This window comes from Streptomyces sp. NPDC044061 (assembly GCF_056434305.1).
This window is the reverse complement of the sequence record NZ_JBWKFL010000069.1, coordinates 1-16,635: the sequence shown is the minus strand read 5'-3', so window position 1 is coordinate 16,635 and position 16,635 is coordinate 1. Positions and strand designations below refer to the sequence as shown.

Here is a 16,635-nt window from a genome sequence, read left to right as displayed (position 1 = left end):
GGGGTACTCGCCCAGCTGAAAGGGAGTCGGACCTCATCCCATGGGCGCGTCGAGGCCGTACGGCGCTGTCGATGCGTCGCACCGGAGCTGGAGAGGCGAGTCTGAGGCCGTCCGTGGCCGAGATTGGCAGGTTTCACACAGGGCGATGAGCCAGGTGTGGTGCTGGTCCCCGTGGAAGCGCGGTCGTCCGGGCTGGCCGCACAGCTCGCAGGTCCGTTCGGCAGCGGCCTCGGCGGCGTCGGTGAAGACTGCTGCTCGGTCGGCGAACTCCCCATCGAATTCGCCGTCTTCGAAGCGATCGGCGACGGTGGTGCGCAGGCCGCCGAACTTCGTGCTGAATGCCTCGATCCGGTAGGCGGGGTCCAGGGCGGACAACTCGTCATGGAGGTGTTCGAGCAGGTCGGCCCAGCCTGGCCCGACGGTGGAGGCCCAGGCGGGGATCTGCCGTTCGCTGTTCGGGGCGGGATCCGTCGTCATGCCCGCCATGGTCGCGCAGGGCACTGACAGTCGGCCTGCGGTGGCGGCCACCGGCAGACGAGCCCTGGGTGCGACGCGCCGTACGCCCCCTACCGTAGCGTGATGCGGGGCGGGCGCCCTCGGTTCGGAGGGGATGGTGGGGGAAGATTGCGACGGCGGCCGACCCCACTAGGCTTGGGGCCGGCCGCCGCCTTCTTGTCGGTCGCGGCTTCTTCGGGCCGCGGGGTGCGGGTTATGCCAGGTGGTCGAAGTTGCCCTTCTTCGCCCCGGCGATCATCGCCGCGATCTCGTCGCGGGTGAAGACCAGCGGGGTCTGGCCCGGTCGCTTGGAGTCGCGCATCGCGATCAGGTCGCCGATGGCGCCGAACTCCACGCAGTTGTCGTTGCCCCCGCTGAACTCGCTCTTCTCCCAGGTGACGGCGGAGAAGTCGAGGTCGGCGGGGTTGGGCTTGGTGTTGCTCACTTACAGCTCCTTGAGCATTTTCTGGATACGGCTGCGGGTCTCGGGTGGGCCGAGGGCCGTGGCCCGCAGGTGGTCAAAGACCTCGGTGTAGCGCCCCACATCGCTGGATCCCTCGAAGTACACCGAGTTGGTCAGATTCTCCACCCAGACCACGTCCGGGTTGGGTTCGGGGAAACCCATGAGCATGAACGAGCCGTACAAGCCGGGGTGGAACCCGGTGTCGAACGGCAGAAGCTGCAGCGTGATGTTCGGGTTCGGCTCGACGTCCAGCAGGTGCTGGAGCTGTTCCTTGAGGACGGCTGGCCGCGATGCGATGCGGCGGAAGGCGGCTTCGTCGATGACCGCCCACAGTTTCGGCGGTGGGGAGTCCTCGCGGGCGAGGATGGCCTGGCGGTTGATGCGCACGTCCACCAGGGCCTGGACCTGCTTGGCGTCCAGGTCGACACGCATGGCTGTGATGACCTGCCGCGCGTACTCGGGCGTCTGCAGCAGGCCGGGGATCAGCTGCGGCTCGTAGGAACGCAGGGTCGCCGCGCTCTGCTCCAGTTCGAGGTAGCCGCCGTACTGGGTGGTGTTGATGACGGCGGAGTACTTGCGCCACCACTTCTTGCGCTGGGCCTGGTCGGCGCGGACCAGATCCAGGACGTCCTCGCGGACGGCGGGGTCGGTGACGCCGTAGCAGTCGAGCATCGCCTTCACCAGGACCGGGGTCGTGCCGCGGTCGCCGTTCATGATGCGGCTGAGCGATCCCTGGTTGACCTCGATGACCGCGCCGACCTCGGCCAGCGTCTTGCCCGACTCCTCGTGCAACTGCTTGAGCTGGGCGGACAGTTGGCGGCGGTAGACGGACTTGGGGGCAGGGTTCCTCTTCCAGGCCATGGATGACAGTGTGTCGCTTGCCTGCGGCATGGACAACCAATCTGAGGAATCCGAGTTGGGCATGTTGCCCAACTCGATTGCCCGAGGGCATCCTGACTCTCGTTGCAAAGTGTGATGGAGTCATCGCGCTTCGTGTCATATGCCATGCCTTTGCGCCGACTCCCGGGCCGATGGCCCCGGAAGCCGACGTGCCGACCAACAGCGCGGGCCGCCTTCCGGTGAGATCCGGAGGGCCCGTGCTGCCGACTGGGGAGCACGCGATGCACGAATCCAGGGTCCTTGCCGGGCCCCAGTCTCATCCGCCGCAGGCATCCTGCGGCTTCTACCTGGCCTCCCGGGGCGCCGGGTTCGCGCTGCACATGAGCGCGAGCGAGGAACATCTGCGGGAGATGCGCCAAGTGGTGTTCAAGGCGGTCGCGGGGGCGGGGATAGGCGAGGAGGTTGCCGAGTCGGCCCGGCTGGTGGCCAGCGAGCTGGTCGGCAACGCGGTGCGAGCCTGCGGCCCGTGGGCGCCGGTCGTGGTGCAGGTCCATCCCGGCGAGTACGACGTCCTGGTCCAGGTGCACGACCCCGAGCCTGATTCCCGCCCGGTTCGGGGCGAACAGGCGCCGGACAACGCCGAGGAGGTCACGGGTCGGGGCCTGTGGATCCTCGACCCCGTCGCCCCGGGCTGGACCGTGGAGACGACCCCGCTGGGCAAGCAGATCACCTGCATCCTCCCTGCCGGACACGGCAGCTGACGTACATCCTTCCGGCTGGCCGCCTTCCTCCCCGAGGGCGGATCGCCGGAGCCGCACCACATCGCTTCCGGCGCCCCGGGAGACAGGTGCGGCGGGCACCGCCCTTCCCCTCCTCCTTGGGGGCGGTGCTGCTCGCGGTCCAGCCGCTGTCACCGGCGGCCGGACCGCCCCCGGGAGGCACCCGCGCTCACCCTTGACTCGTCTCGTGCACGTCCTGGAGGTCGTTGATGACGCTCGCCCCCACCCGCGTGACCGGCAAGGATGCCACCGTCACCGTCCGCCCGGGCCGCCCGCTCTCCGGCGCGGTCGGCATGGACGGATCGAAGAACGCGGCCCTGCCGCTGCTGGCCGCCGCCGCGACGCTCGGCCGCAACGTCCATCTGTCCGGCGTCCCCGCAAGCTCGGACGTCCAGCTCATGCTCGGTCTGCTGCAGCAAGCCGGCTACCACGTCGCCCACCCGGTCGCCGAGCCGCACGCCGTGGTCGTGCACCCCAGGAGCGGCGCGGTTCAGGCGGGCGTGCTGACGGAGGCCGCCCGGATCAGGGCTTCCTACTATCTGGTAGCGCCGCTGCTGGCCGCCTGTGGCCGGGCCGAACTCCCCTGGCCGGGCGGCTGCCGGATCGGCGAGCGCGGGATGGAACAGCACTTCAAGGTGTACGAGGCGTTCGGCGACACCGTCACCGTGGACGACGGCGGCTACCGCGTCCGGACCGGGGACCGCCGCGACGCAGTAGCCCTCACGCTGCCGTTCCGCTCACGTGGCGCCAGCATCGCCGCGATTCTGAGGGCGGTCGCCGCGGGCAGCCGCCTGCGGCTGGGCAACCCCAACCTCTCCCCGGAGACCACCGGGGTGCTGGCCGCTGTGAAGACGGCGGGCTGGCAGGCCCACGCGAGCGAGGAGACGATCACGCTGGCGCCGCCGCCCGGCATCCCGGCCGGCACCGTGTCCCTCGCGGTGCCCGGCGACAAGATCGAGGCGGGCACTCTGGCCTGCGCGATCGCGGCCAGCGGCGGCGAGGGGCGGATCGAAGGCATCCGCGGACCAGATGTGAAGGTGCTGGCCGAACTGCTGGACCGGGTCGGCATCCCGGTCACGCTCGCCTCCGACGCCCTCACCGTGCACCGGGCGACCCAGCCCAACAGTCGTCCGCTGCGGGCCCTGGCCTCCCTGGACCCCGGCGGCCTGGACGCCGACTTCGAACCGCCGCTGATGGCCCTGGCCCTGACCTTGTCCGGGACCCACCTGTTCGCCGACGCCATCAACGCCGGCCGCCACAGCAATCTCCTGCCTCAACTCGCCCGGCTCGGCGCCGAGATCGAGGAGATCACTCCCACCCAGTGCCGTCTCACCGGTCCGCAGCGGCTCACCGGTGCCCCGGTCACCGCGACCGACATCCGCACCGGCTCCTCCCTACTGATCGCCGCTCTGAACGCCCGCGGCACCACCACGGTGACCGGCCTGGACCAGCTGCGTCGCGGACACGCCGACCTGCCCACCAAGCTCCGCACGCTGGGCGCCGACATCACCGAGGGGGCGCGATGACCGAGCGCGCCGTCCACCAGATCGTCGCCACCACCGACGTCCACTCCGCCCTGGACGACGCCGACGGCATGCTGGCCCACCTCCACCAGCTACGGGACACCACCCTGATCGCCGACTGCGGGGACTTCTTCGAGGGCACCGGCTACTACCGGCTCGGCGGCGGCAGCATCGAGCGAGAGATCCTCACCACGCTGTACGACGTCCTCGCCCCGGGCAACCACGGCTGGCCGCACTACTTCGAGCCCGGCCTGCGGGAGATGACGGTTTGCGCCAACACCGTGGACGCCAACAGCGGCAAGCCGCTGTTCGACCGCCTCCGTCTCGTGACCGTGCACGGCCGGCGCGTCGCCGTCACCGCGGTGATGGGCCTGCAGGCGTTCAACAGCATCCCCGCCGGCCAGCGGGCCGAGCACCGGGTCACCGACCCGGCCGCCGCCCTGCGCGAGCTGATGCTGGAACACCACCACCGGGCGGACTCCTGGATGGTGCTGTCGCACTCCGGGTTCACCGAGGACCTGGGACTCGCCGTGGCCTGCCCGTTCCTCGACGTCGTCTTCGCCGGACACTGTCACAGCGATACCTACGGCCCCCTCCCCGTCGGCGACACCCTGGTGGTCAAGGGCGCCGAACTCGGCGCCGGATACGCCGCCGCCGAACCGGTCGGCTCCGGCTGGGCCGCCCGCACCGCCGCCTTCCCCGCCACCGGCGCCATACCCCGCCCCCTCGCCTCACTGGCCGAGAAGATCGCCGGGCTGCGCTCTTGGCTCGCCGCCCCACTCGGTCACGTCAACGAGCCCTTCCGGGGCGGCGAGCTGGACCGGAACCGGCTTCTGACAGACATCGCCTCCCGGCTCCACACCGGCCTCGGGGCAAGCGCCGTCGTCCTGAACGAGACGGTGCTGCGGACCACTCGCCTCGGCGACGTACTCACCCTCGCCGACCTGCTGGCCATCGAACCGTTCAGCAACCAGCTCGTGCACGCCTTCGTGCCCGCCCCCTACGACCACGACCCAGCCCGCCTGACCGCCTATCTGACCGAACAGGCAGGCCCCCTGGTCACCGCCCCCGTCCCGCTGCCCGACCGGCTCATCAGCGTCCTCACGACCGACTACCTCGCCGACACCTACCTCGGCGGACGTACCCACCAGGCCGGACTCCACCTCGGCCACGCCGTCCGCCGCACCCTGGCCACGTCCTCGGAAGGGGGAACCCGATGATCCTCACCGGCCCCGAGATCACCACCGCCGCCCACGACGGCCGGTTAACGATCACCCCGTTCGAACCCGACCAGGTCAACCCCAACAGCTACAACGTCCGCCTCGGCCCCACCCTGCTGACCTACACCGACCCCGTCATCGACGCCCACCAGCCCAACCCCACCACGGCCGTCGAGATCGGCCCAGGCGGGTACGTGCTGCAGCCCGGCGAGCTCTACCTCGGGCACACCCTGGAGGAAGTCGGCTCCGACACCTTCGTCCCCCTGCTGTTCGGCCGCAGCAGCGTCGGCCGGCTCGGCCTGTTCGTCGAGATCACCGCCCCCATCGGCGACATCGGCTTCCTGGGCCAGTGGACGCTGATGCTCTCCCCGATCCGCCCGCTACGGGTGTACGCGGGCATGAAGATCGGGCAGATCATGTTCTTCGTCTCCAGCGGCGACATCGATCTCTACCACGGCAAGTACCAGGCCGCAGCCGGTCCGCTGCCCTCCCGCTACTGGCACGACGCCGCCCGGATCCGGGCGGTCGCCTCGTGATCCTCACCGGCCCCGCGATCGCCGCCGCCGTCGAGACGGGCGAGATCACCATCGATCCCTTCGACCCGGACCGGCTCTCACCCAACGCCTACGACTGGCGGCTCGGCGACACGATCCGCGTCTGCGACGGTGACCTGGACGCCGCCGTCCCCACCATCTTCACCGAGCAGACCATCCCCGCCTGGGGCATGCTCCTGGTCCCTGGTGTGCTCTATCTCGGCGTCACCTTGGAGAGGACCGGCTCGGAGAAGTTCGCGCAGATGCTCAACGGCGACCGCACCACCGGCGCCCTGGGCATCTGGGTGCACGTCTCGGCCCCGCTCGGCCACCAGGGGCACGCGATCCGCTGGACGCTGGAGATCCGCGCCGCCAGGCCAGTGCGGATCTATCCCGACATGACCTTCGGCAAGCTCGTCTTCCTCACCGCCTTCGGCGCGTCCGACAGCTACCAGCAGCGCATCGCCAAGTACGCGGCCAGCACTGGCATCGACATCTCCCGCCTCTACGAAGAGATCGGAGGTGGACTGTGAGCCCCCTCGTGAGCCCCTCGCCCGGGCCGCTGGCCGCGACCTTCCTGGACCTGCCCGCCGGCAGCCCCGGCGGCAGCGTCGAGCTCCTCCTGGACCTCTACACCGGCGACAAGCCCCTCATCCCCGCCCGGGCGTTCATGCTCGCCCCCGCCGGGCCGCCGCCCCGGCTTCCGGCCGGACTCGAGCTGCTGTCCGTGCCGGGTAAATGCCTGGAGGGACCGGCCTTCGGCCGCTACGTCGCCGCCTTGTGGAAGGCCCTGACGGCCGCGCTCGACGCCTCCCAGGTCGACGTCCTGCACCTGCAGCACCTCACCTTCGGCGCCACCCCCGCCCTCGTGCGGGCTCTGCCCGCGCATCCCCGGATCGCCTTGGTCCACGGCACCGACCTGCTGTTCGCCGAAGGTCACCGCGACCAGCTCCAGATCCTGCGGGAATCCGCGCGGGCCGCCGACGCGATCGTGGTGCCCACTGGCGCGATGGCCGACCGCCTCCTCCGGCTCGCCCCGCAGACCGACCGCCGCAAGATCACCCTCATCCCCTGGGGCATCCCCGACCAGCTCCTGACCACCCCGCCGATCCGGCTGCCCCGCACTTCGACGAGTCATCTGCGGCTGCTGTACGCGGGGCGGCTGACCGCGGAAAAGGGCGCGGAGACCCTGGTCAAGAGCCTGGCCCCAATCCACGGCGTCGAGCTGTCCATCGCCGCCCCCAGAGCCCAGTTCCATGCCCTGGCCCCGCTGCTGAAACGGTCCGGCGTGACGGCCCGCTACCTCGGCTGGCTGCGGCGCCCGCAGTTGTGGAAGGCGTTCTCCGAGCACGACGTCCTCGTCATGCCGTCCACCACCCTGGAGGCCATGGGCCTGGTCGCCCTGGAAGCCCAAGCCTGCGGACTGCCCGTGCTCTACCAGCCCGTCCCCGGCCTCAGCGAGGCCCTGGCCGCCTCCGGAGTCGCCACCGACTTCACCCACACCGCCGCCCTGGCCCGCGAGATCGACCGCCTGCGGACCGCCCCCGGCCTGCTGCCCGCCCTCCGCCAGGCCGGATACGACAACGCCGCCCGCTACCCCCTCTCGGCGACCGCCCAGGCCCTGGACGACCTCGGCCGCCAGCTCACATGAAGCGCGCCACTGCACGATCCGACCCACCTACGTCACTACGCTGACCGGCGGGATGCCCACGACGAACAGGGAGACCATGACGTACGCGATCGACCGCATCGAAGCCCTGCTGGACGAAGGCGTCCGCGACAAGGTCTACCCCGGAGCCGTGTGGGCCGTAGGCACCGCCTCCGGCATCCACGCCTCCGGCACCGCCGGCGTCCTCGACCCCGACCAGCCGGATGTACGGATGCGGCCGGACACCGTCTTCGACGCCGCCAGCCTCACCAAGATCCTCGCCGTGTGGTCGTCCATCGGCGACCTGTGGCAGGACCGCGTCCTCGACCTCGACGCCCCGCTCGGCACCTTCTGGAGCGAGGTCACCGGGCACCCGCTCGGCGCCGTGACCGCCCGGCAGCTGCTGACCCACACCGCGGGCGTCCCGCTGCGAGCCCAGTTGAAGAACCTGTACGGCACCGACCCGCAGGCCATCCGCGACGGCGTCCTGCACGATGCCCTGCACCGGCCGCCGGGCGAGGCCGTGGAGTACACCGACCGCGCCGCCCTTATCCTCGGCTACCTCGCCGAACATCTTTCCGGGACGCCCCTGGACCAGGTCGCGGCCGAGCGGACCTGGCGCCCGCTGGGCATGGACACCACCCGCTTCGGCCCACTGCCCGCCGGCCTCGCCGCGAAGTGTGCCCCGACGGAGCTCGACCAGGACACCGACACCCATCTCAAGGGCGTCGCCCACGACTTCTCCGCCCGCCTCCTCGGCGGGGTCTGCGGCATCGCCGGCACCTTCACCGTCGCCGACGACCTCGCCGTCTTCCTGCGGCACATGTTGGACCCCACGATCGCTTCTCCCGGGGCCGGCTTCGGCAGCGAGTGGACCGCCCACTCCCTGACGATCCAGACCGGCCACCTCCAGCCCGAACGCGGTCTGTTCTGGCACCCGGCCCCCGGCACCACCACCGGGCAGGACGTCTGGGTCCACTACGGGTTCACCGGCACCGGCATGTGGATCTCCCCTCAGCAGGGCCGCTGGGCGCTCCTGCTGACCAACAAGCTCTACTACACCCGGGACCGCCAGCCCCTGACGGACGTCCGCAACAGCTTCCGGGGACTCGCCTTCCTATGACCCGACGCCTCAGCCGAGTCAGGCGCCCACGCCCGTCTCAACCGACGCGTCAGTCCCATCATCCGCACCCTCGGACACCCCTGAGCAGCAGTTTCGTAGCCCGGCCCTGTGACGCCCCCGCACTCGGCGCACACGGCCGAGGGCCACGCCAGAGCCGTCAACAGCGTCCTGGCGATCATCGCAGCGATGGCACACTGATGGACTCAACTTGCCCAGTGTGCACGGGAGATCTGTGGACGATCACTCGCGGACGCCGGTTCGGCAGCCTCGGTTTCCACTTCCTGACCCCACCGGTATGTGAACCGACTGCAGATCTCCCGCTCGTGCCGCCCCGGCCTGGTCCGCCCTCGATCACGGGCATGCTCGTTGCGGCGCGGTGGCTGGCCTCCCCCTGCAGATACACAGAAGGGACACAGTCGATATGGACCTCGACGAGCTAAAGCATCAAGCACTTCGCATTCACAGACTGTACGACCGGCAGAACCAGCGCGCGCGGGTCCGCACCTGGACGCGCACCGACTTCATGCTCGGCTTCATGGGGGATGTCGGAGATCTGACCAAGCTCGTCATGGCCGAGGAGGGCACCCAAGACATGCCGGGTGGCCGGGCTGCACTGGAGCACGAACTGGCCGACTGCCTATGGTCTGTCATCGTCCTGGCCCACCTCTACGGGGTGGATCTCGAGCATGCCTTCTCTCGCACCAAGGCCGGAATCGAGGAGAAAATCACCACGCGGCGTCCACCTGAGGCACCCGCGTGACTATCAATGGCCAGTTGTAGTTCCCCACTGGTGGCCACCTGATAGCGGAGCCGTCTGACCGCCAGCGGTGACGATGCGTTGATGTTCGGGGATGCCTACTCGATGGTCGCCTCGCCGGCCGCGGCTAGGGCCAAAGCACGATCTTGCCGTGGGTGTCCTGCTGTTCCAGTTCGCGGAAGGCGTCTCGCACCTGTTCCAGCGGGTAGGTGCGAGCGATCGGCGCCTCCAGCTGCCCACGCGCAGCAAGGCCGCGCCAGCTCGCCGAGCACGACCGCGCACGCCGCCGCACCTTCTCCGTAGCTCCGCGCGCCGACCTTGGCCGCGGCTTGCCAGTCACGGCTCCCGGCTCGCGGAACGTGAGTGGTGTCGAAGTTCCGCGGCCTGATCGATCCCGACTGAGCGTTCAGCGCGGCAGGTTCTCCGTCACCTAGAGTGCTGGAGGCAGGTGCGCACAAGGTCACTACGCAGTCAAGGAGTTGTCGCCGATGACAGAAATCGATCTCGATCTGAGCGGCGCGGACGCGACGCGCGCGGAGTTGGTGGAGGACTTGCGCGACTCCGGCAAGGTTGACCACGACATTGTGACGGCGCTGTCCCAGCCGGGGGTGCCGGACTGGTTCCTGTCCTTTCCCTTCCAGGTCATTGCCGATCTAGATGAACTGAGCCGGAGTGCCAACTTCATCGACGTTCCCGTGAAGTGGAGGGAAGGGCTGCCCTCTCAGATCGCGTTGAACCACCAGGAGCAGCTCGTCATGCTTTACCAGCGCGTCCTCACGACTGGCACACGCGATGAACAGCGAGCGCTGCTGGACCGAACTCGTCTCCGCGACGTTTGGACGCTCCTTATGAAGGAAGTCCATCCGGCAGTCGTCTCGGTCTGGGAGCAGCGCTTCCCGGAACTCCGTCCGTGAGCAGACCTTGACTGCCGACTCTGCCGCCGCTCGCGCTGTGGCCGCACGGGCTATGGCGGCGACAGCGCAGGAGATGGGCATCGCATTCCAAGTAACCGGAAGTGTTGCTCTCTCCCTTCACGGGGCCTTGCGCCGGCGGCTGCTGCAGGACGAGACCGGGAGGCCGGCCCGGCTGGGGAACGTGAATCTGACCACGCCGCAAAGACACGATGCTGATCGGGTTATCGAACGGATCGCTGGCGCACTGCAGCACTCCGGATGGGAGACCGTTCCCAGCGAACCAGAGCTCTCATCGGGCCCGATGTCACGGTGTCTGACGGTTACTGGACGGGCTCTCGCAAGACCGATCCAGGTGACCACGACCAGGATGCCCGAGTACACCAACCCGCGGACTCAGTACATCGACGGCCTCGCAGTGAGCACACTTCCCACCCTGCTGCTGAGGACGTTGCAGCAGGTCCAGATGCGAGGCGACCCTCGCGACTACATCGACCTGGCAGCGATAGACGACCAACAGGGCCGTAACACCGTTGACCGCGTCGCGGCCAACTGGTTGGAAGCTGAGGCAGGCAAGATACCTGGCGTTGACGGTACTCAGCTGTACGAGACCCTGCACTACCGCCTGTCGCGCGTCATGGCCGTCCTCACACCGGGTTCGGCTGCAGCCCACGGCGTGGGCAGGCGCGCAGCAGAGACTGTCAAAGACCAGATCGTCAACCTGGCCGGACGTGTGGCGCGCATGGCGCCAGCAAGCCAGGACCGCCCGGAGAACGCCTTGCAACGGCTACTTTCCATGAACCCTGCCCAACTGGCCGAGATGCGACTTGCGGCGGAGTCTCTTGGCCTGGATGCCAGTGACGTCGATGCACGTGTCGCCTCGCCTGCTGCCATGGCCGAGCTGCGTCGTAAAGCAGAACGGAGCACTATTCTCGCCGCCGCCGAACAGCGTCGCCGGCAGACAAGGCAGCACCGTGACAGTCAGCCGTTCCAACACGGACTCCCCGGAGCCGGTGTGCGCCCGCCACGGGCCTGAACAGCTTCTGCCTCTCTGATCTCCAGAGTGGAGCGAGTCGGGCTGATCGGCTCCCGTCTGGCCAGTTGACGAGTTCGGTGCCCTGCCGGGACTCTCTTGCCTCGTCGAGGATTGGGCCCGTCCCGCGTCGTAGATGGGGTGGTCCTGGAGCCCTCCGGTGGCGCGATTCCTCCCTCGTTGAAGACGAGCCGGGGCAGTGCATGGCAGGTGACGGTTGGAGAGGGGACTCGAGTCTGCGCAGCAGTAGGCATCTTCCAACGGATGGCTCCAACAAGGGCCAGCAAGGCACTGGCGCGGACCATGCTGAGGCTGGGATGCCGGATCGGTTCGGCGAGGTCCTCGGGATTCAGCGGCGGAGAACCGGCGCTTCGCGGCGCCTGCTGCCGGCTTTGCACACGAGGTGGAAACCGACCTGGTGAGCGGCTTGGAGGGCCTGATCGCTGACTGTGTGGAGGGCTCCTCTGTCGTCGGGGCCGTCGCTGCCCAGGATCTCAGCCGTGTGGTGCCGCAGCATGTTTCAAGGGTGGCTTCAGACGGTTCCGGAAGCCCGAATTCATGCCGCACCACGGCAGCTGCCCGGCGGGGGCTGGATGGAAGTGTGGAGTACGTCGGCGAAATGGCGCTCGAAGGAGAACTTTCTGCGCTGCCTCAAGGACTCAGTGCAGGTCCTGCGGGTGGGCCGCTCGCGCGCGCCTGACAGGTACCTTCCTCGTCATCCGGACGCTTCGTTGTCAATGTGGAGCAGCGGCTCACCTGCGCCAGGCGCTTCAGTGCGTGCTCCTGCTCAACCTGCGGTCCGCTGCCGAGAATGACCAGGTGCCCCGATCGGCATGTCATCGTCGCCTCGGGCGCGTGGGTGTTCAAGGGGTGCACGTGCAGGCACGACTGGAGTCCTCGAACACCCTTCCTGTCACGCTGTGGCGGGGCGATGGCCGCCTGTCGCTTGTCCCTGGCATCGGTCACGTGCGTGGGTGTGGTGCCAGGTAGCGGGACGGGAGGTCATTTCACGATGGCTGCTGGCGGGACGTGGTCCATGGCGCGGGATGCGCTCGTGTCTGCGCAGATCAGCGCGCTGATGCCTGTGAGAGGCAGCTGAGAATCTCCCGTGGCGGGATCCGTTGGGCAGAGGAAGTGTGTCATTGGCCCTGGCCTCACCCTCAGCTGCGGCCTGATGCCTTGACCTGCGGCAATCTGTGCTTGCTCCTGTGGCCCGTTGTTGTTGTAGATGCGGTGTCGGCTGGGTGGAAGGGGCTCTTCCTGGAAACAGAGGTTCCTCCTCAATTTCCTCGTTCGGCGGTAGAGATGGGTGTGGCGGACCCGTGTCACGGGATACAACTCCGCCAAGCGACTACGAGAAGGGACCTCAGTGATCGACTCCGACGTTGCGGGGACTGCCGGCACTGTGGATGACGGCATGACGGCACACGCGCGCGTGTACCTCGTACTCCAAACCCTGAACAGCATGGGGCCTGGACTGCACCCACTCCGGCGCATCATCGACGCATCGGGGGTCACGAAGTCGACCGCGCACCGCATCCTGCGTGCGGGTGTGGAATCGAAACACCTGACGTACCGGCACCCGGGTCGCTACGGCATCGCAACCGATGTGGCCAACCACCGCCCGGACGCAAGTGTGCACCTCAATCTGCCACAGGAGAGCGCACTCGACCGTGAGACCACTGTGCTGCAGAGGCAGACCGCACAAGTGGCTATGGCGTTCTGCGCTGTCTTGATCGATGACACCCCGGGCCGGCTCATGCTCGACCACACCTACGGCAGCCGCGGCGACTTCCAGAGCGCCTTCAACCATGCCGATGCCGACATCAAAGTCGCCCTGCGGTACTCGCCCCTCACCGGCGACGCTGCTGGTCTGGCCATACTGGCTCATCTCGACGGAGCTCCGCAGAGCCACCTGATGCGGGAAATCCGCTCTGAGGGGTACGTGATGACCCAATCCCCCTTGCCCGACTGGAAGATGCTCGGTGTCCCTCTGTGGCGAGGATCCACGGTCTACGGCTCGCTCGTGGTCATGGGCCTGCGCCCCCAAATGGAGCGTAACCGGCGCGAATACGCTTCGGCAGCCCTTGCGTGTGCGGCACGTTTGAGCGCGCGATGCGAACTGGCAAGCGGCGCCATGCGCATGGCGAGTTGAAACAAGGACGCCGGTGCCATGGCAGGACAGTCCCTGCCAAGCCCAGATGCTGAGGTTCTCGGTTCTCGGCGCACTCACGATGCTCACGTCCGTTGACGCCGCCGACGTTCCCACGGCAGCGCACGTTGCTGCATGCGCTGCTGGCCGCTGAGGGACAGCCGGTGTCGGTTGAGAGCTTGACCGAGGAGATGTGGCAGCGTACGGCTCCGGACCACCCGCCCACACCCTCCAAGCACACATCTGCAGGCGGCGCCGCAGGCTCACCAACTTCATTAGCTATCCCTGGCGTTGCGCATGTATGGTTGTGTGCATGGAGTTGCTGCGGATGTCCAAGGCTGCGCAACGTCTCGGGATACACCCGATGACGCTGCGTCAGTGGGCGTTGGACGGCAAGATCCCGTTCGCGTGGGTGGGGCGTGAGCGCCGGTTCTCCTCGGTGGATGTGGAAAGCATGAAGCGCGGCAGTGACTCCTCAACTGCGCGTGGGCGTCTAGAGTTGCTGTATGTGCGTGTGTCCGGCTCGTCCGGGCAGGAGTCCTTGCTGGAAGCCCAGGAGGCCGAGTTGCGGGCCACCTCCAGGGGGGAGATCGTCAAGGTCGTCAGGGATCGTGGCTCGGGCTTGAAGGAGAACCGCCCTGGCCTGAACCGGGTGTTGGCGATGGTGTCGGACGGCACGGTGACGGTGGTGCGTGTCACGCATGAGGACCGGTTGGCCCGGTTCGGTGTGGGCTGGCTCAAGCGGCTGTTCGCCGTGTACGGGGTTACCGTGGAGGTGCTGCACCCGAAGAAGCTCGGCGGCCGGGACGAACTCCTCGAAGACTTCGTCTCTTTGGTGACGACGTTCGCGGGCCGCTTGTACGGGATGCGCAGTGCGGAGAACCGCCGCCGGCTGCTGGCCGAGTCCGGCCAGTGCCATGACCGGGACCGTGCCGCGTGAGCCGGAAGCTGCCGCTCGCCGACGGCGAGAGGGCTCGTACTGCCTGCGCCCATACCCTGATCCGGTCGGGCGTGGATGAGAAGAGCGGCGAAGTCCTCACCGGTGCCGCTCTGGTGGAACGCGTCGGCTGGTGCGCCGACCTGGTGGCGGACATGACGAGCACGCTGCTGCCTGCAGTCGATTCAATAAGACCGACCGGCAAATGGGGTCGGAGAGGCGGGTGGGCAGCAGAGCGGGCACGGGTCTACGTGATCATGGAGTTCTCGACGCTCTGTGACCGCGAAGGACAACCGTGCCCGCGCTGCCATCTTGCCTGCTCGACCCCCTCTGGGACCAGTTCGCCGCGCTCCTGCCCGTCCGGGAAGAGTTCTCCAGGAACCATCCGCTGGGTTGCCATCGCCGGCGGGTGCCGGACCGGATCGTGTTCGAGCATGTGGTGCTCGCCCTGGTCCACGGCTCGGGCTATGAGCGGATCTCCACTCCTGGATGCTCCGACCGAACCATCCGCCGGCGCGTGAAAGAGTGGGCGGAACAGGGGGTTTCCGAGGCCGTCCACCTTCTCGCTCTTCAGGCGTACGACCGCGTGATCGGCCTGGAACTGTCTGAGATATCGGTGGACGGCTGTATCACCAAGGCCCCGTGCGGCGGCGAGCACGCAGGCCCGTCCCCGGTGGACCGCGGGAAACACGGGCTGAAACGCTCGATCGCCACCGACACCCACGGCGTCCCCCTCGGCCTGGTCGCGGCCGGGGCCAACCGCCACGACTCGCCCCTGCTCGAGCCAACCCTCCAGGCAGCCATGTGGCAGGTCGGCCCCCTGCCCGACGACGTGAACGTCAACCTCGACCGGGGCTACGACAACGCCAAATCCCGAGCTCTCTTGGAGGAGTTGGGCTTCACCGGCGAGATCGCCCGCAAGGGCTTACCCGCCCCGATCCAGGCCGGCAAACGGTGGACTGTGGAGCGGACCCACTCGTGGATGAACGGCTACGGCGAGCTGCGGCGCTGTACCGAGAAGAACGGAACGGTCGTGGAGTTCTACCTCCACCTGGCAGCCGCACTCGTCACGCTCCGCATACTGATCCGCCGAGCCACCACCCGCTACCGATGGGACAACCGTCCCACCACACGCCGACTCAAGTGATCCATTTGCCGGTCGGTCTAAGTCAGAGACGCTCAGGGAACTGGATTCCGACCCCCGGTGACCCTCCATACGACCGGCTACCGGCTACTCGTGACGGACGTCGAGGTAGACGCGCCCGAGTTCGCCCCGACCGTACATCCTGCCCAGTCCGCCTTGCCTCGGAACGCTCCGCGTACTGCGCAGCTGCTCGGCGACGCACTGGCACTGTGGCGCGGCCCTGTCTTCGGCAGCTGCTCTAGCGAGATGCTGTGCTAGCTGGCAGCGGCCCGCTACGAGGAGTACCGAGTGCGGGCCATGGAACTGCGCTTGGACGCCGAGCCGCGGCTTGGTCGGCATACGCCGCGATCCTCGCAGATCCATCCGAGACGCACTCCAACCATCCACTGCGCGAGCATTTCTGCGAGCCGCTGATTATCCGCCCTGTACTGCTCGGGACGGCAAGCCGACGCCCTCGACCTCTTTCGCCGGATGTGCCCCCTCGACGACGAGCTCGGGAGCCAGCCATCCCCCACCCTTTGCCAGGTCCAGCGAGCGATCCTCGCCCACGATCCATCCTCACCGGTGGCATCCGCGTCTCGTCTCACCTGGAAGCAGCCTGAGGCCTGCGACCGCGAGTGTTGGGCTGGCGTGCGTGGGCCACCGTGCCGTGGTGCAGGCAGAGCCGCGGGCGTCCGGTTCGTCCTGTGCGGGCATGGGGACGTCCCCTGCCGTATTGACCGACGCTGTCTACCTAAGATGCCCCGCTGACACTGAAGTTCCCCCCTGATCTTGGACAGCGGTTGCTTACACTGCGGGGGTGAAGTCGTGCTGCAGCCTGGCTCGGGTTTCGAGTGGGGTGAGGTACCCGAACTCGGGGTGTTTGCGGAGCCTGGTCCGGTTGTACTCGACTTCGATGAAGCGGAAGACATCGGCCCGGGCGGCCTCGCGGCTCTCCCAGATGGTGGTGCCGATCTCCGCTTTTAGCAGTCCGAAGAAGCTCTCGGCTGCGGCGTTATCATAGCATATGCCGGTTCTTCCCATGCTCTGCCGCAGGTTCAACTTCCTTACCTCGCATCGGAATTCGCTGCTTGTGTA

20 protein-coding genes are annotated in these 16,635 nt (G+C 68.1%); 15 read left to right on the top strand and 5 right to left on the bottom strand.

Translation table 11 applies throughout. From position 1 onward, the window contains the following. Positions 1 to 33: 33 nt before the first annotated feature. The 3 genes from AC07CM_RS46460 to AC07CM_RS46450 form a co-directional block, all read right to left on the bottom strand. Positions 34 to 477, bottom strand: a complete 444-nt coding sequence (locus AC07CM_RS46460) for a hypothetical protein (protein WP_478882618.1) — start codon at positions 475 to 477, stop codon at positions 34 to 36. 232 nt (positions 478 to 709) lie between these two features. Then, positions 710 to 940, bottom strand: coding sequence for a DUF397 domain-containing protein (locus AC07CM_RS46455; protein ID WP_478882617.1), 231 nt, complete (start codon positions 938 to 940; stop codon positions 710 to 712). Continuing rightward, positions 941 to 1,819 (bottom strand): helix-turn-helix domain-containing protein, encoded by an 879-nt coding sequence (locus AC07CM_RS46450; protein ID WP_478882616.1) that lies wholly within the window; start codon positions 1,817 to 1,819, stop codon positions 941 to 943. Between the two features lie 260 nt (positions 1,820 to 2,079). Between AC07CM_RS46450 and AC07CM_RS46445 the strand changes: the two genes are divergently transcribed. From AC07CM_RS46445 to AC07CM_RS46410, 8 genes are all read left to right on the top strand, one after another. Continuing rightward, entirely contained in the window at positions 2,080 to 2,559 is a 480-nt protein-coding gene (locus tag AC07CM_RS46445; RefSeq protein ID WP_478882615.1) for an ATP-binding protein, read from the top strand. A gap of 227 nt (positions 2,560 to 2,786) precedes the next feature. Then, positions 2,787 to 4,103 (top strand): UDP-N-acetylglucosamine 1-carboxyvinyltransferase, encoded by a 1,317-nt coding sequence (locus AC07CM_RS46440; protein ID WP_478882614.1) that lies wholly within the window; start codon positions 2,787 to 2,789, stop codon positions 4,101 to 4,103. Continuing rightward, on the top strand, positions 4,100 to 5,320 hold the full coding sequence (locus AC07CM_RS46435; RefSeq protein WP_478882613.1) for a bifunctional UDP-sugar hydrolase/5'-nucleotidase: 1,221 nt from the start codon (positions 4,100 to 4,102) through the stop codon (positions 5,318 to 5,320). Before AC07CM_RS46440 ends, AC07CM_RS46435 begins: the two co-directional genes overlap by 4 nt. Further along, entirely contained in the window at positions 5,317 to 5,856 is a 540-nt protein-coding gene (gene dcd, locus AC07CM_RS46430) for a dCTP deaminase (protein ID WP_478882612.1), read from the top strand. Before AC07CM_RS46435 ends, dcd begins: the two co-directional genes overlap by 4 nt. Continuing rightward, entirely contained in the window at positions 5,853 to 6,386 is a 534-nt protein-coding gene (locus tag AC07CM_RS46425) for a dCTP deaminase (protein WP_478882611.1), read from the top strand. The genes dcd and AC07CM_RS46425 overlap by 4 nt, the downstream gene beginning before the upstream one ends. Beyond that, positions 6,383 to 7,504 carry a glycosyltransferase family 4 protein gene (locus AC07CM_RS46420; RefSeq protein WP_478882610.1) on the top strand — a complete coding sequence of 374 codons (1,122 nt, stop codon included), beginning with the start codon at positions 6,383 to 6,385 and terminating at the stop codon, positions 7,502 to 7,504. Before AC07CM_RS46425 ends, AC07CM_RS46420 begins: the two co-directional genes overlap by 4 nt. 76 nt (positions 7,505 to 7,580) lie before the next feature. Next, on the top strand, positions 7,581 to 8,624 hold the full coding sequence (locus tag AC07CM_RS46415) for a serine hydrolase domain-containing protein (protein ID WP_478882635.1): 1,044 nt from the start codon (positions 7,581 to 7,583) through the stop codon (positions 8,622 to 8,624). Positions 8,625 to 9,045: 421 nt separating this feature from the next. Then, on the top strand, positions 9,046 to 9,384 hold the full coding sequence (locus AC07CM_RS46410) for a MazG nucleotide pyrophosphohydrolase domain-containing protein (RefSeq protein ID WP_478882609.1): 339 nt from the start codon (positions 9,046 to 9,048) through the stop codon (positions 9,382 to 9,384). Between the two features lie 124 nt (positions 9,385 to 9,508). Here the strand turns inward: AC07CM_RS46410 and AC07CM_RS46405 are convergent, their stop codons facing one another. Next, positions 9,509 to 9,673: a zinc-binding dehydrogenase gene (locus AC07CM_RS46405; protein WP_478882634.1), complete on the bottom strand. Its 165-nt coding sequence runs from the start codon at positions 9,671 to 9,673 to the stop codon at positions 9,509 to 9,511. Positions 9,674 to 9,869: 196 nt separating this feature from the next. Between AC07CM_RS46405 and AC07CM_RS46400 the strand changes: the two genes are divergently transcribed. The 7 genes from AC07CM_RS46400 to AC07CM_RS46370 all read left to right on the top strand — a co-directional run bounded on the left by AC07CM_RS46400 (position 9,870) and on the right by AC07CM_RS46370 (position 16,308). After that, positions 9,870 to 10,295, top strand: a complete 426-nt coding sequence (locus AC07CM_RS46400; RefSeq protein ID WP_478882608.1) for a hypothetical protein — start codon at positions 9,870 to 9,872, stop codon at positions 10,293 to 10,295. Positions 10,296 to 10,662: 367 nt separating this feature from the next. Continuing rightward, positions 10,663 to 11,328, top strand: a complete 666-nt coding sequence (locus AC07CM_RS46395; protein ID WP_478882607.1) for a hypothetical protein — start codon at positions 10,663 to 10,665, stop codon at positions 11,326 to 11,328. 1,366 nt (positions 11,329 to 12,694) lie between these two features. Further along, complete coding sequence (locus tag AC07CM_RS46390; protein ID WP_478882606.1) at positions 12,695 to 13,480, top strand: helix-turn-helix domain-containing protein; 786 nt, start codon at positions 12,695 to 12,697, stop codon at positions 13,478 to 13,480. Positions 13,481 to 13,790: 310 nt separating this feature from the next. Then, entirely contained in the window at positions 13,791 to 14,417 is a 627-nt protein-coding gene (locus tag AC07CM_RS46385; protein WP_478882605.1) for an IS607 family transposase, read from the top strand. 292 nt (positions 14,418 to 14,709) lie between these two features. Then, complete coding sequence (locus tag AC07CM_RS46380; RefSeq protein WP_478882604.1) at positions 14,710 to 15,561, top strand: IS5 family transposase; 852 nt, start codon at positions 14,710 to 14,712, stop codon at positions 15,559 to 15,561. 57 nt (positions 15,562 to 15,618) lie between these two features. Further along, the gene (locus AC07CM_RS46375; protein ID WP_478882603.1) at positions 15,619 to 15,816 is read left to right on the top strand and encodes a BTAD domain-containing putative transcriptional regulator; all 198 of its coding nucleotides are present in this window, start codon (positions 15,619 to 15,621) and stop codon (positions 15,814 to 15,816) included. A 165-nt stretch (positions 15,817 to 15,981) separates the two neighbouring features. Further along, positions 15,982 to 16,308, top strand: coding sequence for a BTAD domain-containing putative transcriptional regulator (locus AC07CM_RS46370; RefSeq protein ID WP_478882633.1), 327 nt, complete (start codon positions 15,982 to 15,984; stop codon positions 16,306 to 16,308). A 36-nt stretch (positions 16,309 to 16,344) separates the two neighbouring features. Here AC07CM_RS46370 and AC07CM_RS46365 read toward each other — a convergent pair. Continuing rightward, a partial coding sequence (locus tag AC07CM_RS46365) for an IS3 family transposase (protein WP_478882602.1) occupies positions 16,345 to 16,635 on the bottom strand: 291 nt, incomplete at its 5' end.

Excerpts from the sequence above, each read along its gene's own strand:
- AC07CM_RS46460 (WP_478882618.1), bottom strand. The coding sequence starts at position 477 with ATGACGACGGATCCCGCCCCGAACAGCGAACGGCAGATCCCCGCCTGG.
- AC07CM_RS46450 (WP_478882616.1), bottom strand. The coding sequence starts at position 1,819 with ATGGCCTGGAAGAGGAACCCTGCCCCCAAGTCCGTCTACCGCCGCCAA.
- AC07CM_RS46445 (WP_478882615.1), top strand. The coding sequence starts at position 2,080 with ATGCACGAATCCAGGGTCCTTGCCGGGCCCCAGTCTCATCCGCCGCAG.
- AC07CM_RS46440 (WP_478882614.1), top strand. The coding sequence starts at position 2,787 with ATGACGCTCGCCCCCACCCGCGTGACCGGCAAGGATGCCACCGTCACC.
- AC07CM_RS46435 (WP_478882613.1), top strand. The coding sequence starts at position 4,100 with ATGACCGAGCGCGCCGTCCACCAGATCGTCGCCACCACCGACGTCCAC.
- dcd (WP_478882612.1), top strand. The coding sequence starts at position 5,317 with ATGATCCTCACCGGCCCCGAGATCACCACCGCCGCCCACGACGGCCGG.
- AC07CM_RS46415 (WP_478882635.1), top strand. The coding sequence starts at position 7,581 with ATGACGTACGCGATCGACCGCATCGAAGCCCTGCTGGACGAAGGCGTC.
- AC07CM_RS46410 (WP_478882609.1), top strand. The coding sequence starts at position 9,046 with ATGGACCTCGACGAGCTAAAGCATCAAGCACTTCGCATTCACAGACTG.
- AC07CM_RS46400 (WP_478882608.1), top strand. The coding sequence starts at position 9,870 with ATGACAGAAATCGATCTCGATCTGAGCGGCGCGGACGCGACGCGCGCG.
- AC07CM_RS46395 (WP_478882607.1), top strand. The coding sequence starts at position 10,663 with ATGCCCGAGTACACCAACCCGCGGACTCAGTACATCGACGGCCTCGCA.
- AC07CM_RS46385 (WP_478882605.1), top strand. The coding sequence starts at position 13,791 with ATGGAGTTGCTGCGGATGTCCAAGGCTGCGCAACGTCTCGGGATACAC.